30 protein-coding genes are annotated in these 25,087 nt (G+C 69.1%); 13 read left to right on the top strand and 17 right to left on the bottom strand.

The window, feature by feature from the left end:
- Position 1: 1 nt before the first annotated feature.
- The gene (locus ACIQF0_RS29505; protein ID WP_401034577.1) at positions 2-895 is read left to right on the top strand and encodes a LysR family transcriptional regulator; all 894 of its coding nucleotides are present in this window, start codon (positions 2-4) and stop codon (positions 893-895) included.
- Here the strand turns inward: ACIQF0_RS29505 and ACIQF0_RS29500 are convergent.
- From ACIQF0_RS29500 to ACIQF0_RS29490, 3 genes are all read right to left on the bottom strand, one after another.
- Positions 877-2,475 (bottom strand): hypothetical protein, encoded by a 1,599-nt coding sequence (locus ACIQF0_RS29500; RefSeq protein ID WP_401034575.1) that lies wholly within the window; start codon positions 2,473-2,475, stop codon positions 877-879. The genes ACIQF0_RS29505 and ACIQF0_RS29500 overlap by 19 nt on opposite strands.
- A gap of 80 nt (positions 2,476-2,555) precedes the next feature.
- Complete coding sequence (locus ACIQF0_RS29495) at positions 2,556-4,022, bottom strand: leucyl aminopeptidase family protein (protein WP_401034572.1); 1,467 nt, start codon at positions 4,020-4,022, stop codon at positions 2,556-2,558.
- Positions 4,023-4,103: 81 nt separating this feature from the next.
- On the bottom strand, positions 4,104-4,271 hold the full coding sequence (locus ACIQF0_RS29490) for a DUF3117 domain-containing protein (RefSeq protein WP_065914675.1): 168 nt from the start codon (positions 4,269-4,271) through the stop codon (positions 4,104-4,106).
- A 210-nt stretch (positions 4,272-4,481) separates the two neighbouring features.
- On the opposite strand from ACIQF0_RS29490, the gene ACIQF0_RS29485 reads away from it, so the two are divergent.
- Positions 4,482-5,279, top strand: a complete 798-nt coding sequence (locus ACIQF0_RS29485; RefSeq protein WP_360037711.1) for a PaaX family transcriptional regulator C-terminal domain-containing protein — start codon at positions 4,482-4,484, stop codon at positions 5,277-5,279.
- Between the two features lie 10 nt (positions 5,280-5,289).
- Entirely contained in the window at positions 5,290-6,075 is a 786-nt protein-coding gene (locus ACIQF0_RS29480) for an enoyl-CoA hydratase-related protein (RefSeq protein ID WP_401034568.1), read from the top strand.
- On the opposite strand, the gene ACIQF0_RS29475 is transcribed toward ACIQF0_RS29480, so the two are convergent.
- From ACIQF0_RS29475 to ACIQF0_RS29455, 5 genes are read right to left on the bottom strand one after another with little or no spacing between them, the layout of a single operon-like run.
- Positions 6,062-6,616, bottom strand: a complete 555-nt coding sequence (locus ACIQF0_RS29475) for a DNA-3-methyladenine glycosylase I (RefSeq protein WP_401034916.1) — start codon at positions 6,614-6,616, stop codon at positions 6,062-6,064. The two genes, ACIQF0_RS29480 and ACIQF0_RS29475, sit on opposite strands and share 14 nt — an antisense overlap.
- On the bottom strand, positions 6,616-7,017 hold the full coding sequence (locus ACIQF0_RS29470) for an SRPBCC family protein (RefSeq protein WP_360037720.1): 402 nt from the start codon (positions 7,015-7,017) through the stop codon (positions 6,616-6,618). Before ACIQF0_RS29470 ends, ACIQF0_RS29475 begins: the two co-directional genes overlap by 1 nt.
- Entirely contained in the window at positions 7,007-7,318 is a 312-nt protein-coding gene (locus tag ACIQF0_RS29465; RefSeq protein WP_360037722.1) for a DivIVA domain-containing protein, read from the bottom strand. The genes ACIQF0_RS29470 and ACIQF0_RS29465 overlap by 11 nt, the downstream gene beginning before the upstream one ends.
- Positions 7,315-7,992, bottom strand: a complete 678-nt coding sequence (locus ACIQF0_RS29460; protein ID WP_401034565.1) for a permease prefix domain 1-containing protein — start codon at positions 7,990-7,992, stop codon at positions 7,315-7,317. Before ACIQF0_RS29460 ends, ACIQF0_RS29465 begins: the two co-directional genes overlap by 4 nt.
- Positions 7,977-8,315 carry a helix-turn-helix transcriptional regulator gene (locus ACIQF0_RS29455; RefSeq protein WP_319980217.1) on the bottom strand — a complete coding sequence of 113 codons (339 nt, stop codon included), beginning with the start codon at positions 8,313-8,315 and terminating at the stop codon, positions 7,977-7,979. The genes ACIQF0_RS29460 and ACIQF0_RS29455 overlap by 16 nt, the downstream gene beginning before the upstream one ends.
- A gap of 131 nt (positions 8,316-8,446) precedes the next feature.
- Between ACIQF0_RS29455 and ACIQF0_RS29450 the strand changes: the two genes are divergently transcribed.
- Genes ACIQF0_RS29450 through ACIQF0_RS29435 form a run of 4 tightly spaced genes read left to right on the top strand, consistent with a single transcriptional unit; the run spans position 8,447 to position 12,847 of the window.
- Entirely contained in the window at positions 8,447-9,607 is a 1,161-nt protein-coding gene (locus ACIQF0_RS29450; protein ID WP_401034561.1) for a cytochrome ubiquinol oxidase subunit I, read from the top strand.
- On the top strand, positions 9,607-10,230 hold the full coding sequence (locus ACIQF0_RS29445; RefSeq protein ID WP_401034558.1) for a cytochrome d ubiquinol oxidase subunit II: 624 nt from the start codon (positions 9,607-9,609) through the stop codon (positions 10,228-10,230). The genes ACIQF0_RS29450 and ACIQF0_RS29445 overlap by 1 nt, the downstream gene beginning before the upstream one ends.
- A complete protein-coding gene (locus tag ACIQF0_RS29440; RefSeq protein WP_401034556.1) occupies positions 10,200-11,549 on the top strand; it encodes an ABC transporter ATP-binding protein/permease in 1,350 nt (449 codons plus the stop codon). Before ACIQF0_RS29445 ends, ACIQF0_RS29440 begins: the two co-directional genes overlap by 31 nt.
- Positions 11,546-12,847, top strand: a complete 1,302-nt coding sequence (locus ACIQF0_RS29435; RefSeq protein ID WP_401034553.1) for an amino acid ABC transporter ATP-binding/permease protein — start codon at positions 11,546-11,548, stop codon at positions 12,845-12,847. The genes ACIQF0_RS29440 and ACIQF0_RS29435 overlap by 4 nt, the downstream gene beginning before the upstream one ends.
- Here ACIQF0_RS29435 and ACIQF0_RS29430 read toward each other — a convergent pair.
- A complete protein-coding gene (locus ACIQF0_RS29430; RefSeq protein ID WP_401034550.1) occupies positions 12,779-13,690 on the bottom strand; it encodes a glucosyl-3-phosphoglycerate synthase in 912 nt (303 codons plus the stop codon). The genes ACIQF0_RS29435 and ACIQF0_RS29430 overlap by 69 nt on opposite strands.
- Positions 13,690-14,028: a hypothetical protein gene (locus ACIQF0_RS29425; RefSeq protein WP_360037742.1), complete on the bottom strand. Its 339-nt coding sequence runs from the start codon at positions 14,026-14,028 to the stop codon at positions 13,690-13,692. Before ACIQF0_RS29425 ends, ACIQF0_RS29430 begins: the two co-directional genes overlap by 1 nt.
- Before the next feature lie 118 nt (positions 14,029-14,146).
- Here ACIQF0_RS29425 and ACIQF0_RS29420 point away from each other — a divergent pair, with 118 nt between their 5' ends.
- Both ACIQF0_RS29420 and ACIQF0_RS29415 read left to right on the top strand, forming a co-directional pair.
- Complete coding sequence (locus ACIQF0_RS29420) at positions 14,147-15,643, top strand: CocE/NonD family hydrolase (protein WP_401034548.1); 1,497 nt, start codon at positions 14,147-14,149, stop codon at positions 15,641-15,643.
- Between the two features lie 10 nt (positions 15,644-15,653).
- Positions 15,654-16,706: a winged helix DNA-binding domain-containing protein gene (locus ACIQF0_RS29415; RefSeq protein ID WP_401034545.1), complete on the top strand. Its 1,053-nt coding sequence runs from the start codon at positions 15,654-15,656 to the stop codon at positions 16,704-16,706.
- Here the strand turns inward: ACIQF0_RS29415 and ACIQF0_RS29410 are convergent.
- The 3 genes from ACIQF0_RS29410 to dapE are packed head-to-tail and all read right to left on the bottom strand — an operon-like array spanning position 16,677 to position 19,077.
- The gene (locus ACIQF0_RS29410; protein WP_401034543.1) at positions 16,677-17,228 is read right to left on the bottom strand and encodes a TIGR00730 family Rossman fold protein; all 552 of its coding nucleotides are present in this window, start codon (positions 17,226-17,228) and stop codon (positions 16,677-16,679) included. The genes ACIQF0_RS29415 and ACIQF0_RS29410 overlap by 30 nt on opposite strands.
- Positions 17,210-17,992: a TIGR00730 family Rossman fold protein gene (locus tag ACIQF0_RS29405; protein ID WP_401034540.1), complete on the bottom strand. Its 783-nt coding sequence runs from the start codon at positions 17,990-17,992 to the stop codon at positions 17,210-17,212. Before ACIQF0_RS29405 ends, ACIQF0_RS29410 begins: the two co-directional genes overlap by 19 nt.
- Positions 17,993-18,009: 17 nt before the next feature.
- Positions 18,010-19,077, bottom strand: a complete 1,068-nt coding sequence (gene dapE, locus ACIQF0_RS29400; RefSeq protein WP_401034538.1) for a succinyl-diaminopimelate desuccinylase — start codon at positions 19,075-19,077, stop codon at positions 18,010-18,012.
- Between the two features lie 59 nt (positions 19,078-19,136).
- Here dapE and ACIQF0_RS29395 point away from each other — a divergent pair, with 59 nt between their 5' ends.
- The 3 genes from ACIQF0_RS29395 (at position 19,137) to ACIQF0_RS29385 (ending at position 21,543) form a co-directional block, all read left to right on the top strand.
- On the top strand, positions 19,137-19,550 hold the full coding sequence (locus ACIQF0_RS29395) for a hypothetical protein (protein ID WP_401034536.1): 414 nt from the start codon (positions 19,137-19,139) through the stop codon (positions 19,548-19,550).
- Positions 19,551-19,574: 24 nt separating this feature from the next.
- Positions 19,575-20,531, top strand: coding sequence for a 2,3,4,5-tetrahydropyridine-2,6-dicarboxylate N-succinyltransferase (gene dapD, locus ACIQF0_RS29390; RefSeq protein ID WP_360037763.1), 957 nt, complete (start codon positions 19,575-19,577; stop codon positions 20,529-20,531).
- 106 nt (positions 20,532-20,637) lie between these two features.
- Positions 20,638-21,543, top strand: a complete 906-nt coding sequence (locus tag ACIQF0_RS29385; protein WP_319980231.1) for a hypothetical protein — start codon at positions 20,638-20,640, stop codon at positions 21,541-21,543.
- On the opposite strand, the gene dapC is transcribed toward ACIQF0_RS29385, so the two are convergent.
- Both dapC and fdxA read right to left on the bottom strand, forming a co-directional pair.
- Positions 21,533-22,624, bottom strand: coding sequence for a succinyldiaminopimelate transaminase (gene dapC / locus ACIQF0_RS29380; RefSeq protein ID WP_396425148.1), 1,092 nt, complete (start codon positions 22,622-22,624; stop codon positions 21,533-21,535). The two genes, ACIQF0_RS29385 and dapC, sit on opposite strands and share 11 nt — an antisense overlap.
- Before the next feature lie 2 nt (positions 22,625-22,626).
- Positions 22,627-22,953 (bottom strand): ferredoxin, encoded by a 327-nt coding sequence (gene fdxA / locus ACIQF0_RS29375; RefSeq protein ID WP_030480843.1) that lies wholly within the window; start codon positions 22,951-22,953, stop codon positions 22,627-22,629.
- Positions 22,954-23,186: 233 nt separating this feature from the next.
- Here fdxA and ACIQF0_RS29370 point away from each other — a divergent pair, with 233 nt between their 5' ends.
- Complete coding sequence (locus ACIQF0_RS29370; RefSeq protein WP_401034532.1) at positions 23,187-23,828, top strand: GNAT family N-acetyltransferase; 642 nt, start codon at positions 23,187-23,189, stop codon at positions 23,826-23,828.
- Here the strand turns inward: ACIQF0_RS29370 and ACIQF0_RS29365 are convergent.
- On the bottom strand, positions 23,804-24,238 hold the full coding sequence (locus ACIQF0_RS29365; RefSeq protein ID WP_360037771.1) for a hypothetical protein: 435 nt from the start codon (positions 24,236-24,238) through the stop codon (positions 23,804-23,806). The two genes, ACIQF0_RS29370 and ACIQF0_RS29365, sit on opposite strands and share 25 nt — an antisense overlap.
- Positions 24,228-25,064, bottom strand: coding sequence for an N-acetyl-1-D-myo-inositol-2-amino-2-deoxy-alpha-D-glucopyranoside deacetylase (gene mshB, locus ACIQF0_RS29360; RefSeq protein WP_360037773.1), 837 nt, complete (start codon positions 25,062-25,064; stop codon positions 24,228-24,230). Before mshB ends, ACIQF0_RS29365 begins: the two co-directional genes overlap by 11 nt.
- Positions 25,065-25,087 lie beyond the last annotated feature (23 nt).

The raw sequence follows: 25,087 nt of genomic DNA, 5'->3' as shown, positions 1-25,087 counted from the left end.
CGTGGATGAATTGGAGCTGGCACCGAAGCTGGCGGTGCTGAAAGCGCTTGCCGCCGACGAGCACGTGACTCGTGTCGCAGAACGCGTCGGGCTCCCCCAGCCCACCGTCAGCCGCTGGCTCGCCGAGCTGGGTGAGCAGCTCGGCGCGCCGATCATCACGAAGACCGGCCGGCGGGTCCGCCTCACGCGGGCGGGCCGGCTGCTGGCCGAGGCCGCGACCCGGTCGCTGGCCGCGCTGGAGCCGGGCCTGCGCGAGGTGGAGGAGGAACTCGATCCGGAGAAGGGCCGCGTCGTGCTGGGCTTCCTGCACATGCTCGGCCGGTCCGTGGTGCCGGAACTGGTCCGCGGGTTCCGCGACGAGCACCCGCACGTGCGGTTCGGCCTGATCCAGAACGCCCGCTACACCGTGGTCGACAAGCTGCTCCAGGGCGAGATCGACCTCGCACTGGTCGCCCCGCCACCGGACGAGCCGGAGGTGGAGTCGGTGGTGATCTTCGAGCAGGAGCTGATCGTCGTCGCCCCGGTCTCGCACCGGCTGGCCGCACGCGAGGTCGTGCGGCTCTCCGACCTCGTGGACGAGGACCTCATCCTGCTGGAGCACGGCTACGGCCTGAGGCAGATCACCGACGACATGTTCGCGAAAGCCGGCCTCACCCCTCGCGTCGCGTTCGAGAGCCAGGAGATCGAGACCGTGCGCGGCCTGGTGGCGGCCGGGCTCGGCGTCGCGATCCTCACGCACGCCGAGTCCACACCGCCGCCAGGCCTTCGCGAGCTACCGCTGACGCCGCGGTCGGCGCGCGTGTTCGGGCTGGCCTGGCTGAAGGACCACCCGCTGCCGCCCGCCGTCCGCGCCTTCCGCGAACACGCGCTCAGGACTCACGGCGTCCAGCGCTGAGTGCCCGACCACGTCCGCAGGTACGACTCGGCGCCACCGAGCATGTCCTGGACCAGCTGGTCGCCGCCGAGCTGACGGACCTTCTCGACCCAGTCCGGCAGCAGACCGATGTGCGCGCCGCCGTCGACGTTGATGTCCCAGACCCGCTCGCCGGTGCGCTGCCGGTCGACCAGCGGGCCGTCCGGGTAGCTGCGGAACGGGTAGGTCACGCCGGTCTGCGGTGCCGGGTGCGAGCCCACGCCGTTGTAGTCGGAGCCGAATCCGATGCCCACGTCGTACTTGCGCCGCAACGGTTCCGCCGCGGCCGCCTGGGAGACGTAGCCCTCGGGGCTGTTCTCGTAGCCCGCCACGAACCCGCCGAGCTGGTAGACCTTCTCGGTCCACTGCGCGTCCATCCAGCTGTGGCTGGAGACGATGCCGGGGAACTTCGCCTGCGCCGCGAGCTCCAGCGTGCGGCCGGCGGCCTTCACGCTCATGTGGTCGACCTCGATCATCATGTGCCGCTTCATCATGGCCTGCACCGCGTACTCGCCCAACGACGTCAGGCCGCGCACGTTGCACCGCTTCGCCGGGTCGTACGCGGGTGCGACCACCGAAGCCGGGATCAGCGCGTTCGGGCCGACGGTGCCGATCGGGTTGTCCTGCTGCGGGCCCTTGCACACCTCGGTCTGCCACCACTGGCCGGTGCGCAGGAACTGGCCCGCGTTGATCACGCCGCCCTGCGTGCCCGAGTCGAACCGGACGCCGCACAGCGCGTTGTCGAACTTGTGGCACAGGAACGCGCTGCGCACGCCGAGCGCGTACATCTCGTCGAGGCCGCGGTCGATGTCGCCCTTGTTGCACAACGGGATGTCGAGGAACGTCCGGCAGCCGAAGAGTTCAGAGGTCTCGATGCCGAGCACCACGGCGAGCTTGCCCTGCGCGACCACGTCACGGGCCTGCTCGGCCGACGTGACGATGCGGAACCAGCCCTTGCCCGCGCCGCCGAACTGCTTGTCGACGAACGCCTGCAGCTCGTAGGTGCGCTGGGCCTGCAGCCGGACCGACTGCATCTCGTCGCACGGCTTGTCCTTGAACGGGTGGATGACGCACAGCGTGGCGTTGCTCGTCAGGTCCTGGACCAGCACGCGCTGGCCGCCGCGCCACGCCCGTTCCAGCCAGGCGTAGTAGTTCTGCTGGTGCGAGACCGTCGTGGAGGAAGGCCAGTCCTTGAACGTCGGCCAGCCCACCGGGTCGTGGCCGTCGAAGTCGCCCGTCACGATCGCCTCGAAGATCGCACCGAGGCCCGCCGGGTGGTGCTCGGGGCAGTCCTTCAGCGCGTCGGCGATGCCCTGCTCCGAGAACGACTTGCCGCAGATCAGCCGGCCGCCGAAGCCCTCGTTGGTCATGAGGTGGTTGTGCGCGTCGACGAGCCCGCGCACCCTGCCCTGGCCGTCCGTGCCCTTGAAGGGCTCGCCGGTCACGTTGATCTGCGAGTCCACCGCGGGCCGCGCCACCGGTTCCCACCAGGGCGTGGCCGCGGTGGCAGGGGTCACGGCCGCTAGGACCAGCGAGACGGCGAGAGCCAGGCGGAGTAACACGGGCGCTCCTCTACGACGTTGTGAAGGAGCTCACATCATGCCGTGGAACGCCGCCGTCTCGAATGGGCTGATCGTAGGGACTAACGTGAATATTTTTCAGCCAGCTCGACCAGCGTCCGCGCGCCGAAGCCCGTGGCGCCCGCGACGACCTCGTCGTAGACCTTCTCCGACCGCGCGGGACCCGCGATGTCCAGGTGCGCCCACGGCACGTCGCCCGCGAACTTCTGCAGGAACAACGCCGCCGTGATGCCACCCGGTCCGGGCGGGCACTGCTTGTAGTCCGCGATCTCGCTGGCGACGGCACCGACGTGCTCCTCCAGCAACGGCATGCGCCACCACTTCTCGCCGACGTTCGCACCCGCCGCGACGACCTCGGCCGCGATCTCGTCGGACGCGGTGAACACCGCGCCCGTGCGCAGGCCGAGCGAGACCTTCATCGCGCCGGTCAGCGTCGCCACGTCCACGACGAGGTCGGGCTTGAGGTTCTTCACCGCGTACGCCATCGCGTCGGCCAGGACCATGCGGCCCTCGGCGTCGGTGTTCTGCACCTCGGTGGTCGCGCCGCCGTAGTGGCGCACGACGTCGCCGGGCCGGTACGCCGACCCGCCCACGTGGTTCTCCGCGCACGGCACGAGGCCGGTGACCCTGATCGGCAGCCGCCGGCGCGCCACGGTCAGCAGCGCGGAGATCACCGCTCCGCCGCCCGCCATGTCGGTGCGCATGAGGTGCATGCCGTCCGCGGGCTTCACCGAGATGCCGCCCGTGTCGAACGTGATGCCCTTGCCGATGAACACCAGGTGCGGACCGGTGGTGCCGTACGTCAGCTCCAGGAACCGCGGCGGGCGGGCAGATCCACCACCGACCGCGAGCACACCGCCGAAGCCCTGCTGTGCCAGCCACTTCTCGTCTCGGACGGTGGCGCTCAGCCCGTCGACCTTGTCCGCCAGCTTGGCGGCGGTCGTGGCGAGCCAGCGCGGGTCCTTGACGTTGGACGGGGTGTTGGCGAGATCACGTGCCAGCGAGGTCGCGGTGGCGAGCGCGTGGGCCTTCAGCGCGGCCGACGTGAGCACCTCCTCGAACCCGTCGTCGGGCGTGATCAGCCGCAACGAGCCGACGCGCTTCGGGCCGTCCTCGCCGGTGACCTTGAAGCGGTAGCCGCCGAGCGCGGCGCCCAGCACGAACGCGCGCACCTTCTCGGCGTCGAAGTCCGGGGTCAGCAGGACGTCGGCCGTCTTGGGCGCGTCCTCACCGCTCAGCGCACGCACGAGGCTGGCCCCGGCCGTGCGGTAGTCGGCGAGCGTCCCGGTGCCGACACCGAGGGTCCAGGCCTCGTCGTGCCGCACCGCCTCGCCGGCCTTGCCGGTCAGGTCGGAGACGTCGATGCCGTCGCCGCCCGGTCCCAGCGCCGGACCGGTGGCCGCGAGCACGACCGCCGGAACGTTGCGGCGCGTCGAGGTGGCCACCTCGACGTCCACGAGCTTGGTTGGCACTGACGGCACCGTCGACGCCACGACTGGACCTCCCCTGTTGCATTGACGACCGCTCATTCTCCCCCAGGGCGAGAACGAAGCGATGCCCCGGTCTCCACTGTGGAAACCGGGGCTTCACGTGCTTCTCACCGGGAGGCCTCAGCCGGCGGCGGCCTTCAGCGCGTCGCCCAAGGCGCTGGCCTCGTCCGCCGACATCTCGACGACGAGGCGCCCACCACCCTCGAGCGGCACGCGCATGACGATGCCGCGTCCCTCCTTGGTGACCTCGAGGGGACCGTCGCCGGTCCGGGGCTTCATGGCCGCCATCGCGTGCTCCCTCCGTCAACATCTTCCCCGTCCGGCCAGGGCCGGATCTGCTCCATTCTCCCCTATGGCGACTCAGGGGCGAAACCGAACCGATCTTTTGGCGAGTCCGGGTGATATTTGTCGATCTTGACTTGTGCCTGATCAACACCTGTTTTCACGACAAGACAACACTTTCGGCACACCAGGTCGTGTCGTGACAGGATGGGCCGGGTGCGAGCCCGTTCCGCGCTCTTCGACGTCTACGGCGGCCACCTTCGCGAACGCGGTGGCGCCGCCACCATCGCCGCGCTCGTCCGGCTGCTCGAGCCCCTGGGTTTCGCCGCGCCGGCCGTCCGCACGGCCGTGTCCCGCACGGTCCGGCAGGGCTGGTTGCAGCCGTCCAGGCTGCCGGACGGGCCTGGATATGCGATGACACCTCGCGGGGAACGGCGACTTGACGAGGCCGCCGCCCGCATCTACCGCACCGGGCCGTCCACGTGGGACGGTCGCTGGCACGTGGTGGTGCTGGAGGAGATCCCCGGCCGCGACTCGCGCGATCACCTGGCCTCGGAACTGCAACTGCTCGGCTACGGCGCGCTCGGTCCTGTGACGTGGATCGCTCCCCGGCCGTCCCCGGAACTGGCCGACGTGCTGGCCGCCGGAGAAGTTCCCGCACGAACTTTTCACGGTTCACACGACGGTGGGGACGCCGAGCTCGCCGCGAAGGCCTGGGACCTGGCCGAGCTGGGCCGCGACTACGCCGGGTTCGTCGCGCACTGGCACGAGAAGGTGTCCGTTGTGGACGAAACGGACGACGCGGCGGCGTTCGCGGCGTCACAGCAGCTGCTGCACGCGTGGCGGAAGTTCCTGTTCCGCGATCCCGGTCTTCCTGCTGAACTGTTGCCACCGGACTGGCCGGGCCACGCGGCAGCGTCGTTCTTCGACGAACAGACACTGCGGCTGGCACCGGGCACGAGTCGGTTCGTCGACGAGTGCCTGCGACCGGTCCGCAACGTTTCCACAGCTTGATGGAGGTCCAGTGTCCGAGCTCCTCGTCGACGACGCCGATGGTGTGCGCACGTTCACGTTCAACCGCCCTGAGTCGTTCAACGCCTTCACCGTCGCGCTGAAGGAGGCGTTCCTCGCCGCGTTGAAGGAAGCGTCGGCGGACGAGTCGGTGCGCGCGGTGGTGATCACGGGTGCGGGCAGGGCGTTCTGCGCGGGTCAGGACCTCAAGGAGCACATCGGCCTGCTGCAGGCCGGTGATCCGGCGCCGCTGAACACCGTCGAGAAGCACTACAACCCGATCGTGCGCGAGCTGATCGGCATGCCGAAGCCGGTGATCGCCGCGGTCAACGGCAGCGCGGCGGGCGCGGGCGCGTCCTTCGCCTACGCCGCCGATCTGCGCATCGCGGGCAAGTCCGCGAAGTTCCTGATGGCCTTCGCGAACGTCGGCCTGACCGCGGACTCCGGCGCGTCCTACACGCTGCCGCGGCTGATCGGCCACGGCCGCGCGATGGAGATGATGCTTCTCGCGCAGCCCGTCGGCGCCGAGGAGGCGTTGCGGGTCGGCATGGTCAACCAGGTCGTGCCGGACGAGGAACTGCTTTCCACCGCGCACCTGCTGGCCGCGAAGCTCGCCAAGGGCCCGACGACGGCGTACGCGAAGATCAAGGAAGCGCTGGCCGCGGCGGCGGACGGGACCCTGGAGGACGCGCTCGAGGCCGAGCGCCGCACCCAGGCCGACTGCGGCGCGACCGAGGATCACCGCGAGGCGGTCGACGCCTTCGTGAACAAGCGCGCCCCGAAGTTCATCGGGAAGTAGTCGCCTTCTTGGCCCGGAAGCACGTCGAGATGTGGTCGTCGACCATGCCGGTCGCCTGCATCAGCGCGTAGCACGTGGTGGGGCCGAGGAACTTGAAGCCGCGCTTCTTCAGTTCCTTGGCCATCGCCTTGGACTCGTCCGTGATCGCCGGGACGTCGGAGATCGTCTTCGGCCGCTTGTGGCGAGCGGGCGCGAACGACCACAGCAGTGCGTCGAGGTCGACGTCCTCCGAGACGATCACCCGCGCGTTGTGGATCGCGGCGTCGATCTTCAGCCGGTTCCGGACGATGCCCGCGTCGGCCATCAGCCGTTCCACGTCGGCGGGCCCGAACTTCGCGACCAGCTGGGGGTCGAAGTCACCGAAGGCCGCGCGGAACGCCGGCCTCTTGCGCAGGATCGTGATCCACGACAGTCCGGATTGGAACGCCTCCAACGACATCCGCTCGTAGAGCTCGTTGGTGCCGTGCAGCTCCACGCCCCACTCGGTGTCGTGGTACTCGACGTAGTCCGGGGTCGAGTCGCCCCAGGGGCAACGGGTGATCACCGGTACTCCTCCGCGAACCGGGCGAACCGCCGCAACGAACGACGCAGCATCAGCACGAAGAGCGGCTTCACCAACGGGTAGAAGAACGGCACGTCGAGGCTTTCCGACCACACGAAACGGCTGCCGCGCACGGCGAACACGCCGGTTCCGCGCACGACGCGGCCGAGATGGAGGACCTCGACGGCGTGCGGCGGGTCCCAGCGCGTGATCCGCATGCGGTCGCTGACGCCGAACGTCACGGCGTCGATCTCGCTGCCGACGGACTTCCCGTCACCGGCGACCACCTTCACGGTGGTGCCGAAGATCCACTCCGACTGGCGCTCCCAGTCGGACATGGCCCGGAAGATCGTGTCCGGCGGCGCCGCCACCTCGACGGTCAGCTCAAGATCAGTGCTCACTGCTCTCCAGGTTCTCGGCGTCCTCGAGCTCCGCGACGCGCGCCCGCAGCGTCTCGACCTCCGTCGAGAGCCGCTGCAACGCCCAGTCGACCTCGGACATCTTGTAGCCGCGGAAGACCTGCTGGAACTTCAGCTCGCGGACGTCCTCCGCGGTGATGTCGCCGGAGGGCAGCCGCGTGGGCGACGCACCGGGCGGCAGCGGCGCGAGCTCCTCGCCGCGCCCGAACACCAACGCCGCGAGCAGGAACACCACTGCCGCGACGGCGATCATCACGATCAGGTAGATCAGGGCGTTGGTCACGCGACGATCGTGGCACAGCTCAGGCAGCGGCGAGCGAGCAGACCGAGACGAATGATCACGATCCAGGTGATCAGGCTCGCGATGCTCATCGGCAACGACTGCAGGAGCCGGGACGCGTCGAAGTGCGCGGTCGCCAGGATGATCGAGACGTTGCCCAGCAGCACGGCGCCGACGGCGGCGAGCGCGATGGTCGCACCGACTCTGGCCAGCAGCTTCGTGTCGTACCTGCGGGCGAGGACACGGCCGAGGATCAACGCCACGAGCGCTACGCCGGACGCGATGCCGCTGGTCAGGTCGTTGGCCTTGGCGACCCACAGGTACCAGGCCGGCGGCATCGTGCCGAAGTCCTGCCACGGCCCGATGAGCAGCATCCGCCCGTACTCCCACGCCATGTGCATCAACGGCAGCACGATCGCGAGCCAGACGAGCGTGCGCGTGCCGTACGCGACGGCCAGCTCGGCCTGGTACTCGTTCGCGATCTCGCGGACCGGGCCGAACTCCTCGACGGCGCGCTTCTGCGCCTCCCGCTCGGTCAGTCCGCGGTCCACGTGTGCCTCGGTGGCATCGGCGAGGCTGTCGCGGGTCTCCGTGAGCAGGTCGCGGACCTGCTTCTTCGAGCCCTGCAGCCGTGACCCGAGATCGGTCACGTAGCGCTCGATCACGTCTGTGCCCATTTGCCGTCACCTCCCAGCACCCCGTCGATGACGGTCGTGAACTCGCGCCACGCGGTGCGTTCGGCGTTCAGGGCGCGCTTCCCCGCCTGCGTGAGCTTGTAGGTCCTTCGCTTGCGGCCGCCGACCGTGCTCCAGTCGCTGACGACGTGGCCCGCCCGCTCCAGCCTGCGCAGCGCCGGGTAGACCGTGCCCGTCGGGAGGTCCAGCGCCCCTCCGCTGCCCTGCTGCAACGCCTCGATGATCGCGTAGCCGTGCAGCTGCCTGTCGTCGAGCGTCGCCAGCAGCAACGCGTCGAGATGGCCGCGGAGCGCGTCGGGCTTCATGGGTAGCGAGTCTACGGATCCAGCCTTGTCCGCGGTCCCTGAAATCTTTGCTCAGGGTCAGCCCTGAGATCCCCCTGAAATGCTCGTTCGCGCCTTCATAAGTAGCGGACCTACACATAGCGTCCCTACCCATGAGCGCAGTAGACCTCGCCCGGCTCCAGTTCGCGTTGACGACCTCGTTCCACTTCCTGTTCGTGCTGCTCACGCTGGGTCTGGTCACCCTGCTGGTGATCATGCAGACGAGGTTCACGATCACCGGCGCGCCCGTGCACGAGCGGATGACGCGGTTCTGGGGCCGCATCTACGTGATCAACTACGCGCTGGGGATCGTCACCGGCATCGTGATGGAGTTCCAGTTCGGACTGAACTGGTCGGGCCTCGCGACCTACGCCGGCGACGTGTTCGGCGCGCCGCTCGCGATGGAGACGCTGATCGCGTTCTTCCTGGAGTCGACGTTCCTCGGGCTGTGGATCTTCGGCTGGGGCAGGCTGAACCGCTGGGTGCACCTGTCGTTGCTGTACCTGACGGCGCTGACCGCGTTCGCGTCGGCGTTCTGGATCATGGCGGCGAACGGGTTCCTGCAGCACCCCGTCGGCTACCGGGTCGACGGGAACGTGTTGCGGCTGGACGACTTCGGCGCGCTGCTGTCGAACCCGACCTTCACCGCCGCGCTGACACACGTGATCTTCGCGTCCATCACGGTCGGCGGCGTGTTCATGACCGGCGTCTCGGCCTACCACTTCATCCGGCGGACGCCCGAGGTCGACTTCTTCCGGCGGTCGCTGCGACTGGGCGTGGTCACGACCGCGCTGGCCACGCCGTCGCTGATCGGGGCCGGGTTCGCGCAGTTCCCGGTGATCGCGCAGTACCAGCCGCACAAGACCGAGGCGGCGCCGTGGATCGGGGCACCACTCGGATTCATGATCATCATCGGGATGACGCTGACGACGGTCAGCTGGCTCACGCTGCCGTTGCTGATCAGGGACGCCGTGATCCGGATGCGCTTTCCGTTGTACCTCATGGTGATCGGCATTCCGCTGCCGTTCATGGCGGCCATCTTCGGGTGGTTGTTCCGCGAGATCGGGCGGCAGCCGTGGCTGATCTACGGCCTGCTGCGGACCGAGGACGCGGTGTCGCACGTGGACGCTTCGCAGATCCTGTTGTCGCTCATCGTCTTCACGTCCCTGTTCGTCGTGCTGGCCTGTGTCGACTGGGCGTTGATCGCACGTGCGGTCCGCCGTGGTCCGGACGTGGCGCCCGCTCCCGTCTCGCCGTTGGTGGTGACCCTTTGATGGAAACGCTCTGGCTCGTCGTGCTCGGCACGCTGACCGTCGGCTACTTCGCGCTGGCCGGATTCGACTACGGCACAGGACTTCTGCTGCCGTTCCGCAGGCGCGAAGTCGCCTTGCAGCAGATGAACCCGTTCTTCCTCGGCAACGAGGTGTGGCTGGTCGCCGCGATCGGGGTGCTGTTCGCGGCGTTCCCGCGACTGGAGGGTGAACTGCTGTCGGGTGCGCACAGCACGTTCACGCTGGTACTGGCCGGTTTGGTGCTGTTCATGGCCGCGGTGCAGCTCCGGCTGTGGTGGTGGCTGGTGTTCACCGGCGCGCTGATGGTGTCGGTGGGCTGGGGGCTGTTCCTGGCGCATCTGCTGCACGCGCCGTGGCCGGTCGCGCTCGTGATGCCGGTGCTGTTCGCGGTGCACGGCTGGGTGTTCCAGGCACGGCGCTGGAAGCTGTTCCCGGTCACCGCGTTGCTGTGCGCGCTGCCGATTCCGCTCGCGTTCAGCTCGATCGACGTCACCGGGCTCATGGCGCACAACGACACGCTCGGCCTGCTCGCGTGGGTCGCGATCCCGATCATCCCGCTGGTGGTGTTGGTGCAATGGTCGATCGTCGCCATCTCCTCGCGCTGATCCCGATCCCGTTCCTGGTGCTGGCCCAGGCCGAACTCCTGGCGTCGGTGCTCGGCGGCGGGACCGGGCTTGCGCTGCTGTGCCTGGTCATCGGGCTGCGGGTGCTGGTGTGGTGGGTGCACCGCGAGTGGGCACATCGGGCCGCCGAACGGACTCGCGCACGGCTGCGGGAGGCATTCCTGCGCTCGCCCGGCACCAAGGCCGGCGAGGTCGCCACGCTGGTCACGAGGGGCGTGCACGACGTGACGCCGTACGTCGTCGGGTATCTGCCACAACAGGTTCTGGCCGTGGCCGTGCCTCTCGCGGTGGTGATCAGGCTGGCGTTCGCCGACCTCACCGCCGCACTGACGATCCTCGTGACACTGCCGTTGATCCCGATCTTCGGTGCGCTGGTCGGCGCCCACACCCGTGAACGCACGGCTCGCCAGTGGGACGCGCTGGCCACTCTCGGCGGGCACTTCCTCGACGTGGTCAAGGGAATCGGCACGCTGCGGGCGTTCGGGCGGGCCGAGGCGCAGTCCACGACGGTCCGCAGGCTGGCCGCACAGCACATGACCGAGACGATGTCGGCGCTCCGGGTCGCGTTCCTCTCGGCGTTCGTGCTGGAACTGGTCGCCACGATGTCGGTGGCGATGGTCGCCGTGCCGGTCGGACTGAGGCTGCTGGACGGCGGAGTGCCGCTGCACACCGCGCTCCTCGTGCTCTTCCTTGCCCCGGAGGCGTTTCTGCCGCTCCGAGCGGCCGGTGCCCAGTACCACGCCAGTGCTCAAGGCCGGGAAGTGCTCGCCAAAGTGCCCTCACCACGAGAAACAACGGGCCAGGCGCCACCGGACCTCGCCCAGACCGAGATCGTGCTCGACAACGTCTCGGTGCGCAGCCTCAAGAACTTCTCGCTGCGCATCCAGCCCGGCGAACGAGTCGCGCTGGTCGGCCCGAGCGGCGCGGGCAAGAGCACGGTTCTGGGACTGCTGCTGGGTTTCGTGCGACCCGACGACGGACGCGTGCTTGTCGGCGGCGTCGATCTCACCGAAATCGACCAAGAGAAGTGGCTGGAAGCGCTGTCGTGGGTGCCACAGCGACCCACGCTCGTCCCGGCGAACCTCTCGTCCGGCGAGCAGCAGCGGGTCGCGCTGGCCAACGCCCTGGACCGGCGTCAGGCAGGACTCTTCCTGCTGGACGAACCGACCGCGCACCTCGACGCGGAGACGGAAACGCTGGTGCTCAAGGCAACGCGCGACTTCACGCGAGGCAGGACGGCGGTGATCGTGGCGCACCGCCCGGCACTGCTCACCGAGGTCGACAGGGTGGTGACGGTGTGAAGCTCGCGATCCTCGTCGGAACGCTCGCCGAACTGGCCGGCGTCGGCCTCACCGCCACGGCGACCTGGCTGATCATGCGCGCCGCCGAGCACCCGCCGATGCAGGCGCTGACCGTGGCGATCGTCGCGGTCCGCACGCTCGCGCTGGCCAAGGGCGCCCTGCGCTACCTCGAACGCCTGACCAGCCACAAGGCCGTGCTCAGCGAAGCCGTCGAGCTGCGCGGCCAGGTCTACGACGACCTCGCGCACCGCAGGCACATCCCGTCCGGCACGGCACTGACCCGCATCGTCACGAACGTCGACCAGCGGCTCGACACCAGGCTCCGCGCGACCCTGCCGTGGATCACCGCGGCCCTGGTCAGCGCAGTCGTCGCAACAGCTTCGGGCTTCTCGCTGCCGCTGATCGCCGGCCTGCTGATCAACCTCGCCCTGCTCCCCTGGCTCGCGATCCGCGACCCGAGGGACCTGACCCCGTTGCGCGCCAGGCTGACCGGACAAACCACCGAACTGGTCCACAGCGAAGAAGAACTGATCGCCTACGGCCTGTTCGACGAGAAACTCCGCAGTGCCACCAGAACCGCGAAAGAACTGTCCCGCAAGGAACGCACGCGCGACCTCACCCCGTTGGCGATCGCCGTCCAGTTCGGCGCGGCCCTGCTCATGCTCGCCCAGCACGAACCGGCCTGGCTGATCATGGCCGCCATCGCCGCGTTCGAGATCACCGTTCCGCTCGCGGCCCTGACCAGGCACAGCCCGGAACCCACCGACGAGCCCGAACCGGCCCACCAGCCAGAAACCCCTGACCTGCGAGGAAGAACCGCGATCGTCGGCCCGAGCGGCGCGGGCAAGACCACGTTGCTCAACGCAATCGCCCACCGCCTCGAACCCAGCAAAGGCGCACTGGCCGACGCGCACGTCTTCCACACCACCGTCCGCACGAACGTCCTGCTGGCCAAACCCGATGCCACCCAGGAGGAACTGGACCGGGCCGCGAAGATCACCGAACTCGATCTCGACTGGGACCAGGTCGTCGGCGAACGCGGCGAGGAGATCTCCGGCGGCCAGCGGCAACGCCTGATCCTCACCAGGTCGGTGCTGGCGAATCCCGAAGTCCTGCTCCTGGACGAACCCACGGAAGGCCTCGACCCGGAACAGGCCGACCGCGTGCTCGGCAAGGTCCTGGAGAACTCCCAGGGCACCGCCCTGGTCGTCACCCACCGGACCGAGCAGCTAGCCCTTTTCGATCACGTTCACCATCGGGGGCCGATCAGCCACGAGCACGTCGGTCGAGTCGGGTAGCCACTCGCCGCCGACCTGCACGAACTGCGTCAACGGCCCGGACTCCGCGACCACGCTGCACCGGGCCAGCGCCGTCCCCATGATCTGCGAAGACATGGCGCCGAGTTGCAGCAACGACCGGTTCCGGTGCTTGCGCACGCCCAGGTTCACCTGGGCCAGCGCGGAAAGCCCGTGCACCCGGTGCACGTCGAGCAGCAGCCCGATCTCCACGCCGTACCCGGCCGCGAAGGGCACCGACTCCAAAAAGGACCGCGTGGCGGCGTACTCGCCGCCGAGCGGTTGCACCACACCGGAGAGCTCCGGCCGCAACGTGTTCAGCAACGGCCGCGCCACCAGTTCGGTGACCCGCCCGCCGCCGCTGCTCTCCAGCCGCAACGGCCGCCGGTAGAACCCCTTCACCAGGTGCACGCCGGCGTCCAGCAGCAACGGCCCGAGCAACGCCGTGACGAACGCGGTCTCCGGCTCCACCAGGTCGGAGTCGAGGAAGACGATCAGGTCGCCGGTGGTCGCGGCCAGCGACCGCCACAGCACCTCGCCCTTGCCGGGCAACGGCGGCAGCCACGGCACGACGTCCTCGCGCAGCACGACCCGTGCCCCGGCGGCGGACGCGACCTCCACGGTCCGGTCGGTCGAGCCGGAGTCCATCACCACCAGCTCGTCCACGAGGGTGCCGAGCAACGGCCGGACCACGGAGACCACGTCCCCGACGGTCTCCTCCTCGTTCAGCGCGGGCAGCACCACCGACACCGTCCGGCCGCGCTTCATCGCGACCAGCTCGTCCGGCGTCCAGGTCGGCTGCTGCCAGGTGTGCGAGGCGAACCAGGCTTCGACGGAGGGCAGCATCAGGCGAGCGCCCGCATCGCCCGGACCGGCGGACGGGTGCCCGTCACGCTCGCGACCATCTCCACGACCTTCCTCGCCTGGCGTACGTCGGAAGCACGAACCGCGCGTGCTCCGGACATCGCAGCCACTGTGGCAGCCGCGAGCGTGAAGTCCTCGTCCCCCGCTGGGATCGTCACCACATCCAACGTTTCGGGCAGTGACGGCAGTTCCAGATCGCCGTCGAACTCGACGACGTCGGCGCCGGCGGCCACGGCCTGTCTCAACTCGTCCGCGCTGGTCAGATGCGCAACGACCAGCACGCGGTCTTTCGGCAGCTCAGTGACGCGGAATCGGTTCACACCACCCAGCGTAGACAGTGAGCTGGCTCACAGCTCCTTGCTACTCACGAGTAGCCACCTGGTTTACTCCGCAGTAACAAACCCTGTGTGATCTACGTCATGGTCAAGGAGGACCAGAGTGCGACGATCACTTGTTTTAGTGCTGGTACTCCTCTCAACCCTGCTCGGTGCTCCGGTCGCCGCCACGGCGGCCCCCGGACACCAGATCTCGTACCGGTCGATCCCCGGCGTCGGCGGCACCGTCCTGAAGGCCCTCGTCGTCGAGCCGACCGGACTGGGCAGCGGCCCGTTCCCGCTGCTCGTCATGCCGTCCAGCTGGGCGGTCCCCAACATCGAGTACGTCGGCGCGGCGGCCAAGCTCGCCAAGGAGTCCGGGTACGTCGTGGTGAGCTACACCAGCCGCGGCTTCTGGGACTCCGCCGGCACGATCGACGTCGCCGGCCCTGACACCGTCGGTGACGTCAGCAAGGTCATCGACTGGGCCATCGCCAACGCGCACGCCGACGGCACCAAGGTCGGCGCGGCCGGGATCTCCTACGGCGCCGGGCAGTCCCTGCTGGCCGCGGCGAACGACAAGCGCATCAAGGCCGCGGCGGCGCTGAGCACGTGGACCGACCTGGCCCGCTCGCTCTACCCCAACAACACCGTGAACAAGCAGGCCGTCGAGGTCCTGCTCGCGGCGGGCAAGGCCACCGGGCGTCCCGGGCCGGTCCTCGTCGAAGCCGAGGACGCCTACCGCGACGGCCGGTTCTGGGAGGTCGTACCGATCTCCGCGGAACGCTCGGCCGCCTCGAAGATCGCGCAGATCAACGCCAACGGCACGGCGGTGCTGCTCGGCAACGCCTGGAACGACGGCATCTTCGCGCCGGGTCAGATCACGGACTTCTACGGCAAGCTGACCGGCCCGAAGCGGCTCATGCTCTCGCCGGGTGACCACGCCACCGCCGAACTGTTCGGCGCGGCGGGGCTGCCCAACGAGATCTGGGAGTCGGTCGGCCGCTGGTTCGACCGCTACGTCAAGGGCACGGCCAACGGCATCGACGCCGAACAGCCGGTGCGGCTCAAGCCCAACAACGGCGGCTCGTGGAAGACGTTCGGCGCCTGGCCGGACGGCAACGTGGACACCGTGCAGCTCGACGGCAAGCGGATCGCCGCGGGCTGGGGCACGGTGGCCGACAGCGGCACGATCCTGCTCTCCGGTGCGCTGCAAGGGTTCCTGAACATCCCGACCGGGGTGTCGCTGCCGTTCGTCGACCGCAACGTCGCGGGCGTGTGGAGCGGGCCCTCGTATCCCCGAGGAGCGACGGTGGCCGGTACGCCGAAGCTCAAGCTCCAGGTCACCCCGAGTGCGGAGACGACGACGTTGTTCGCGTACCTGTACGAGGTGGGACCGCTGGGCCTGGGCGCGCTGATCACGCACAAGCCGGTCAAGGTGACCGGCGCGGGCCGCACGCAGACGCTCGACGTGGAGCTGGAGCCGACGGTGTGGAACGTCGACGCCGGCAACCGGCTGGCGCTCGTGATCGACACGGTGGACCCGCGTTATCTGACGGAATCAACTCGCGGCTCAACCGTCACCTTCGGACCGTCGAGCCTCACGGTTCCGAAGGCGTAAGAATGTCCGGGTGGACCTCACCCGGCAGCAGGTGCTCCTCCACCGGATCCATCAGCACGAACTGGACCGGCGGATCTCCGACGCGACCGAGCTGGCGGTGCTGTCACTGGGCATCCAGGACAACACCTCCGGCTCGGCCCTGCTGAGTCTCGCCGCGCGCCTGCACACACCCTCGGCCGACGACTTCACCCTGATCTGGTCCGTCCGCGGTGCTCCTCATCTGCACCGGGACGGTGAGCTGAAAGCCTTCTCCCGCGCGCTGTGGCCGTGGAGCGACGCCGACGCCCGTGCCCGTGCCTCGCGTCCGAAGGTGGACGACATGGTGGCGGCGTTGCGGCACATCGCCACCGCGATGAGGTCGATCGTCACGAAGCCGATGACCAAGGGCGAGGTCAGCAAGGCCCTGACCCCGTTGGCTCCCCAGCAGACCATCGAACCGTGCCGGGGCTGCCAGACCGAGCACGTCAGCGACCCGATCTTCCGCCTCGGCGCGCTGCCCGCGGGTCTCCGGATCATCCCGGAGGAGAAGACCGTGACGTTCGAACGCATCCACGGCTGGCCGGGCGTCCCGCGCAAGACCGCGGGCTTCGACGAGCTGGTGCACCGGTACCTGACGCTGCACGGTCCCGCCGGACCGTCCGAAGTGGCCAGTTACTTCGGCACGTCGACACGTGAGGTCAAGAAGCGGTGGCCGAAGGACGGCCTGGCCGAGGTGACCGTCGAGGGCCAGAAGGCGTGGCTGCCGGAGGACCTGGAGATCGCCGACGCCGAACCGCCCGAGGTCAGGCTCCTGCCGCCGACCGACCCGTACCTGCAGGCCCGTGACCGCGACCTGCTGCTGCCGGACAAGGCCGCGCAGAAGGACATCTTCCGCATCCTGGGCCGGCGCGGCGCCGTGCTGGTGGACGGCGAGATCGCGGGCTCCTGGCAGGGCAGGGTGGTGTCCGGCAAGCGGTTCGAGGTGACGGCGACGTCGTACCGCCCGCTGCCGGATCTCCTGCCGGAGACCCAGATCCTGGCTCAGGCCAAAGGGCTAGACGACGCAAGCGTCAAGAGCGACTGACACGTCGTCCGTGACGATCAGCGACTGCATCGCGGCGTGCGAGACGAAACCCTTGTCCCGCAACTCCGTCAGCCACTCCACGAGTCCCTTGTAGTGGTTGTCGACGTCGAGCAGCACGACGGGCTTGCCGTGCATGCCCAGCACGCCCGCCGTCCACACCTCGAAGAACTCCTCGGCGGTGCCGATGCCACCCGGCAGCGTCAGGAACGCGTCCGCCTTGTCGTCCATCATCTTCTTGCGCTCGCGCATGGTGTCGACGACGTGCAGCTCCGTCGACTCGCGGTCGGCGATCTCCCTGGTGGCCAGGCCCTTCGGGATCACGCCGTAGGTGTGCGAGCCGCCCGCACGGGCTTCCCGCGCGACCGCGCCCATCATCGACGTCTGCCCGCCGCCCCAGACGAGGTGCCAACCGCGTGCCGCGATCTGGCGCCCCACCTCGGCGGCGAGGTCGATGTAGCTCTGCGGGACAGTGGCGAGACTTCCGCAGTAGACAGCGACATACATCAGTGTGAGTCCGCCCATGCCTTGTGCGCGTCCTTGACCACGCGCACCGCGTCGTCGATGTCGTCGGTGAGGTGCAGCAGCGCCAGGTCCTTCTCGCCGACCTTGCCACCGGGGAGCACCGAGTTCTGGATCCAGTCGTAAAGGCCCTGCCAGTACTCGGTTCCGAACAGGACGACCGGGAACTTCGTGACCTTCTTCGTCTGCACCAGGGTCAGCGCCTCGAACAGTTCGTCGAGCGTGCCGAAACCACCCGGCAGGCAGATGAACGCCTGCGAGTACTTGATGAACATCGTCTTGCGCACGAAGAAGTAGCGGAAGTTCACGCCGAGGTCGACCCACGGGTTGAGGCCCTGCTCGAACGGGAGCTCGATGCCGAGCCCGATCGAGAAGCCACCGGCCTCCGAACAACCGCGGTTGACCGCCTCCATGGCACCGGGGCCACCACCGGTGATCGCCGCGAACCCGGCTTCTGCCAGTGCTTTGCCCAGGTCCCGGCCGATCTGGTACTCCGGGTGGTCACGGCCGGTGCGGGCCGATCCGAACACGGTCACCGCGCTCGGCACCTCGGCCAGCGCGCCGAAACCCTCGACGAACTCGGCCTGGATCCGCAGCACCCGCCACGGGTCGGTGTGCACCCAGTCCGACGGGCCGCGGGAGTCCAACAGCCGCTGGTCAGTGGTGGTCGTGCGGTCGTCCTTGCGATCACGCCGCTCCACGACCGGACCGCGACGCTTCTCCGACGGGCGCTCGTCGACGGCGCCGTTCTTCTTTTCTTCCGTCATCACTGAGATCTTAGGGATCAGTTCAACAGAAATCGCTTAAGCACGTCGAAACACCCGGTGACCTGCTGGACCGGCACGTTCTCCTCCTGGGTGTGCGCGAGCGTCGGATCGCCCGGCCCGAAGTTGACCGCGGGCATGCCCAGCGCCGCGAACCGCGCGACGTCCGTCCACCCCAGCTTGGCGACCGGCGTGCCTCCGGCGGCCTCGATGAGCTCCAGTGCCGCAGGGGCGTTCAGACCTGGCAGCGCGCCGGCCGCGAAGTCCGTGACGGTGACGTCGAAGCCCTCGAAGACCTCGCGCAGGTGCTTTTCGGCCTGCTCCACCGTGCGGTCCGGCGCGAACCGGTGGTTGACCGTGAGCACGGCCTCGTCCGGCACGACGTTGCCCGCGACGCCGCCGCTGATCTTCACGGCCTGCAGGCCCTCGTGGAAGTGGCAGCCGTCGATCTCGGGCTGCCGCGGCACGTAGGCCTCCAGCCTGCGCAGCGCCTCGCCCAGGCCGTGGATGGCGTTGCGGCCCATCCACGCCCTGGCGGTGTGGGCGCGCTTGCCCGTCGTCCTGATCTCGATGCGCATGGTGCCTTGGCAGCCGGCCTCGACCGTGCCGTTGGACGGCTCGCACACGATCGCGAGATCGCCCAGCAGCCACTCCTGGAGCTCGCGCTCGATCCGGGTGAGCCCGTTGCGCTCGGCCTCGATCTCCTCGCAGTCGTAGAAGACGAACGTGAGGTCGTGGCGGGCGTTCTCGCTCAGGGCCGCGATCGCGAGCATGACCGCGTCGCCGCCCTTCATGTCGACGGTGCCGCAACCGTGCAGGATTCCGCCCTCGCGGCGGCTCGGGAAGTTCTGGTTGATCGGCACGGTGTCCAGGTGCCCGGCGAGCACCACGCGACGTTCCTTGCCCGTGTTCGTGCGGGCCAGGACGGCGTTCCCTGATCGGGTGATCTCCAGGTGGGGCGCGTGGAGTCGCAGCGACCGCTCCACGAGGTCCGCGATCTCCGCCTCCTCCCCGGACACGCTGCGCACATCCACCAGCGAGGTCGTCAGATCGATCGGGTCGGCGAACAGATCAAGGGTGTCGGACACGCGTTCACCCTACTCAGGCGGCTTGGGCGCTAGGCCGTTCAGCCGATACCGTGCGCTGCGTGATCAAGCGCACACTCCTGGTCATCTCCCTGCTGCTCCTGGCGACCGGTTGCGGCGAGGCTCCTGCCGCCTGTGACCGGCAGTGCGCCGAGATCCGGGCGCTGTTCACCGCCCCGTGCGGCTCGCAGCACAACTTCACGCCCGCCGACTGCGCCGGGTGGGTCGACGAGGTCGGCACCATGACCCGGCGGCTCGACACGTCCCTGCGGGGCAAGCACGTCCAGCAGGACGTCAGCGAGGTGCTGCCCCGCCTGATGACCGCCGTGGGCGACTTCGAAGCGCACCAGTGCGATGAGGTGCGCGTCGACAACATCTCCAGCACCGATGCGCGGCAGTCGAAGTGCAACGAGGCCCTCATCGCGACTCGCGGCGACCTGGGCTCGCTGTACTTCTCGGCGGAAGTGCCCGACTGAACCATCGGACTAAGCTCGGTACCCGTGAGCACCGCATACGGCATCGGCTTGGCCACTGTGACCCCGGACGGCACCGTCCTCGACACCTGGTACCCCTCCCCCGCCCTCGGCGACGCGACGGACCTGGGCACCGTCCGCGTGTCGTCCGCCGAGATCGCGGAAGCGCTCGGAGAAGCCGCCGCGAAGCTGCTCGGCGAGGACCTGGAGCGCGGTGTCGAGGTCGTCGGCGTCAAGGTCGTCATCGACCTGGAAGCCGCCCCGGAGAACACCTACGACATCTGGCTGCGCCTGCACCTGCTCAGCCACCGCCTGATCAAGCCGCACGGCGCGAACCTCGACGGCATGTTCGGCCTGCTGACGAACGTCGTGTGGACGAACCACGGCCCGTGCGCCGTCGACGGCTTCGAACAGACCCGCACCCGTCTGCGTCTGCGCGGCCCGGTGACGGTCTTCAGCGTCGACAAGTTCCCGCGCATGGTCGACTACGTCCTCCCGTCCGGTGTCCGCATCGGCGACGCGGACCGCGTCCGGCTCGGCGCCCACCTCGCGGCCGGCACCACGGTCATGCACGAGGGCTTCGTGAACTTCAACGCCGGCACGCTCGGCAGCTCGATGGTCGAGGGCCGCATCTCCGGTGGCGTCGTGGTCGGCGACGGCTCGGACGTCGGCGGCGGCGCGTCGATCATGGGCACCCTGTCCGGCGGTGGCAAGCAGGTCATCAGCATCGGCGAGCGCTGCCTGCTCGGCGCCAACGCCGGCCTGGGCATCTCGCTCGGCGACGACTGCGTGATCGAGGCGGGCCTCTACATCACCGCCGGCACGAAGGTGACGGCGCCGGACGGCGAGGTCGTCAAGGCGGTCACTTTGAGCGGACAATCGAACCTGCTGTTCATCCGGGACTCCGTGACCGGCACGGTCCTGGTGAAACCCCGCAAGGGCACCGGCGTCGAGCTCAACGCGGCTCTGCACGCCAACGACTGAAAGAGGCCCAGCCTCTTCTAGGAGAAGAAATGCGGTGTCTGGGGCCCGGTCTGCGAAGGCAGACTGGGTCTCAGTCGCTTGCAGGGGCCGGCTCTAGGAGGTGCACGTGCTGAAACAGCGACTTGAGTTGAACGCTCGCGCCGCGATCGAGCGTGCCCTGGAGGGGGCGCAGTCCGAGGACTCCTTCGTGGAGTTCAAGACGCAGTGGCCGATAGACCACGGCAAGGCCGCCCGCCAGATCGCCGCGCTGTGCAACGCCGCGCGCGGGTCGGAGGCCATGTGGATCGTCGGCGTCGACGAGAAGGGCCGCTACGTCAAAGGCGCGCTGGCCGAGGAGCTGTCGAGCTGGTGGCCCCGGGTCGAGAGCCACTTCGACGGCGTGGCACCGGGTCTGACCACCGTCGCGTTCGACTGGGCGCGCGGCCGCACGGTCGTGGTGCTGAGCCTGCAGACCGACAACGCGCCGTACGTGTTCGTCACGAAGAAAGAGCCCTACAGCAGGGAAATCCCGTGGCGCTCAGGTGAGCGGACCCGCTCCGCGCGCCGCAGCGAGGTGCTGGAACTGCTGGTGCCCAAGCTGGACATGCCCGGCTGGGAGTTCGTCAGCGCCCGCGCGACGCTGAGCCAGCACTCGCCGACGCTGCGGTTCGAGGGCGACCTCTACCTGGAGACGAACCAGCCGTTGTCGTTGCCGCACCACAGATGCCACTCGTACGCGACGTACGGGCTCGACAGCGAGACGGTCGACCTGGCGTTCAGCTTCCGCACCAACACGCGGGACGTGCGGGCGGTCGAACGCGTCGTGCGCGTCGCGGAACCGGCCGTGCTCCACGTCAGCGCGGACGCCGACGTGGAACTGGACGCGTTCTCCGACCTCTGGGACCTGCACTGGCACCTCGTGCTCGGCCTCGGCCTGAGCGGCGAGGAGATCAGCACCAGCGTGCGTCTGACGACGGACGCGGTGCCGCCCAACCAGTTCACCCGCAGGGTCTGGTCGGCCCTCAAGCCTTGAGGCGCTCGACAGCTGCCGCGACTCGCTCGTCGGTGGCCGTGAGCGCGATCCGCACGTGCTTCTCGCCGGCCGGTCCGTAGAACGTGCCAGGGGCCGCGAGGATGCCGCGGTCGGCCAGCCAGGAGATCGTCTCCCAGGCGTCCTCACCACGCGACGACCACAGGTAGAGCCCCGCCTCGGAGTGCGACACGGTGAACCCGGCCGCCTCCAGCGCTGGCTTGAGCACCTCACGCCGGGCCAGGTACCGGGACCGCTGCTCGGCCACGTGCTCGTCGTCCTCGAGGGCGGCGCGCATGGCCTCCTGCACGGGCCGCGGCACGATCATGCCGGCGTGCTTGCGCAGTTCGAGCAGGCCCGCGATCAGCTCCGGGTCGCCGGTGACGAACCCGGCCCGGTAGCCCGCGAGCGACGACGACTTCGACAGCGAGTGCACGGCGAGCACACCGTCGAAGGAGTCCACAACGGACGGATGCAGCACCGACACCGGTGAGGAGTCCCACGGCAGCGCGAGGTAGCACTCGTCGGACGCCACGACCGCGCCAACAGCGCGTGCGGCGGCGACGGCGTCCCGCAGCTGCTCGGCGGACAGCACTCGGCCGGTCGGGTTCGACGGGGAGTTCAGCCACACCAGCTTCGTGCCGGCGGGCGGCAGTTCCCCGTCGGCCAGGCGCACGACCTCGGCCCCCGCCATCAGCGCGCCCACCTCGTAGGTGGGGTACGCGACGGCGGGCACCGCGACGACGTCACCCGGCCCGACGCCGAGCAGGGTGGGCAGCCACGCCACGAGCTCCTTGGAGCCGATCGTGGGCAGCACCGCCGCCTCCTCGACCCCGACGATCCCGTACCGGCGTTCCACCGCGGCGACGAAGGCCGCGCGCAGCTCGGGAATGCCGTGGGTGGTCGGGTAGCCGGGGATGTCGGCGACCGACGACAACGCGGACTGGATCACCGCGGGAACCGGGTCGACAGGGGTGCCGACCGACAGGTCGACCACGCCACCGGGGTGCTTGCGCGCCTTAGCGGCGTGGCCTGCCAACAGGTCCCACGGGAAGTCCGGCAGCGCCGGGCCTCTGCGTTGAATGATCAATGCCCCTCAGCCTGCGGCGCGAGCACCTTCACGAACTCCGGGTCGGCGCTGACCTTGCCGACCTTCGACGCGCCACCGGGCGAGCCGAGTTCGTTGAAGAAGTCGACGTTCGCCTTGGTGTAGTCCTTCCACTCGTCGGGGACGTCGTCCTCGTAGTAGATGGCTTCCACCGGGCACACGGGTTCGCAAGCGCCACAGTCCACACACTCGTCGGGGTGGATGTAGAGCATCCGGTCGCCTTCGTAGATGCAGTCGACAGGGCACTCTTCGATGCAGGCCTTGTCGAGCAGGTCCACGCACGGCTGGGCGATCACATAAGTCACTGCGCTCTCCAACTTCATCGGTCACACCGCGCAAGCCGGAGAGTACGCGGCACGTTCGAGTATCACCCGGTCAGGCTTGCCTTAGCTGTGCGGTGTGCCACGTCACAACTCCTGACCGGAAACTCCCTCGCCAACATAGTCAGGATGGACGTGTGCACACCGTGGATCACCTGGAATCACTCTGCGCGCGAGCATGGCCCGTCCTGGCAGAAGTTCCGCTTGGAGACTGGTTGATGCGGGCCGCCGACGGCTTCACCGGCCGCGCCAACAGCACGCTGACCTGCGGCGACCCCGGCGTCCCGATTCCGGACGCGTTGAGGGCCGCTCAAGAGTTCGCCCGCGAGCACGGCATCAAACCCACCGCGCACGTGATCAAGGGCTCACCGCCCGAACCCGAGATGGCCGCCGCGGGCTGGACCGTCGACCTGGACCACCCCGGCGGGGCCGAGTCGCTGGTGATGACCGGTCCGCTGGAGAAGTTCGCCGACGGCGTAGCCGAGAGTCGTGATCTTCCCGGATGGTGGGAGCTCACGGCCGGATCCGAGGTCTCCGCCGCCCAGCGGCACGTCCTCGGCAGCGGCGGCGACGTCTGCTTCGCGTCGATCACCGAGGACGGGGTCGTGATCGCGGCGGTGCGGGGCGCCGTGGTCGAGGACGTCCTGCACGTCGCCCGGCTCGCCGTGCGGCCGTCACATCGCCGTCAGGGCCTCGCACGGCGGCTCATGGGTGAGCTGGCGGGCTGGGGACTGGAACAGGGCGCCACGACGTGCGTGCTGCAGGTCGCCGAGCACAACGAACCGGCGATCCGGCTGTACGAGGAACTCGGCTGCACCGAGCACCACCGCTACCGCTACTGGATCCCGGCGGTCTCGTAGAGGCCCGGCCGGTTGGCCGCGTTGCGCGCCATCACGGCACCCACGGCCACCGCACCGGTCAGCGCGCCACCGGCGAGCAACAGCAGCCCGCGCCAGTCCTGCAGCAGCAGGACGGGGCTGCCCGAGGCGTAACCGGGCTCGAAGTAGCCGAAGACCATCAGCGTCAGGAACCACACGAGCAGCGGCAGCGCGGCGGAGAAGACCCGTTCGGACAGCGAGGCCGCCCACGACACCAGCAACGGCGTCGTGACGGCGGCCACCACGATGGTGATCGGGAACGGCCAGTCCCCGAGCCTCGGCAGCAGCGTGCCGTCGAAGCGCAGGGGCAGGAACATCGTTTCCAGCACGGCGAGTGCTGCTGCCTCGACGCACAGGAGCAGCAGGAAGAAAACTCGCCAGCTACCGGTCACCCAGTCCTCCGAAAAGATCTACCTCCGCGCCGGTCGCGGAGCCCTTGGCGAGCACGTAGTACTCGGCACCGACCAGCGGCTGCGCGATGTCGTTCGACAACGCGTACCCGCCGTCCCACACACTGACCTGCGTCGAGTGTGCACGCAAAGCGCGGCGCTTGGCCGTCAGGTGCTCCGACACGTCGACAACCGTTGTGATCTCTTCATCCGGCGTCACCGGGAGTTCGCCGGGCTCGGGCAGCCGGAACGCCTCGGGGACGTTCTCCAGGGCGGCCACACCGGCGTTCGTGGCGTCGCGGGACGTCACCGCGTAGAAGACGCGCTCGACCTCGGAGACCTGCGCGCACGCGGCGACCGTGATCTCGTGCGCGCGGATGTGGTCGGGGTGGCCGTAGCCGCCGAACGCGTCGTAGCTCACGACGACCTGCGGCTTGACCTCGCGCAGGATCTCGACCAGTTGGGCGGTCTGGTCTTCGAGCGATCCCTGGACGAACGCGCGCGGCTTCGCGTTGGACGGCACGTCGACCATGCCGGAGTCGCGCCAGCGGCCGATGCCACCGAGGAACCTGTGGTCCGTCACGCCGAGCGCGGCGCAGGCCGATCTCAGCTCGCCCACGCGGTATCCGCCCAGCTGGTCGGCTGCGTCGGCGGCGAGGTGCGCCAGCGCGGGCGGGATGATCTCGCCCTCTTCCCCCAGCGTGCAGGTGATGACCGTGACGTGCGCGCCGGCCGAGGCGTAGCGCGCGATGGTGCCGCCGGTCCAGAGACTCTCGTCGTCCGGGTGGGCGTGCACGAAGAGCAACCGTGGTGGGGCAGTCAGCGTCACCGAATCAGAGTAAAGGCCGCCCT

It is taken from the genome of Lentzea sp. NPDC092896 (genome assembly GCF_044754905.1).
Lineage (GTDB): Bacteria > Actinomycetota > Actinomycetes > Mycobacteriales > Pseudonocardiaceae > Lentzea.
This window is presented reverse-complemented; position numbering and strand designations above follow the sequence as displayed.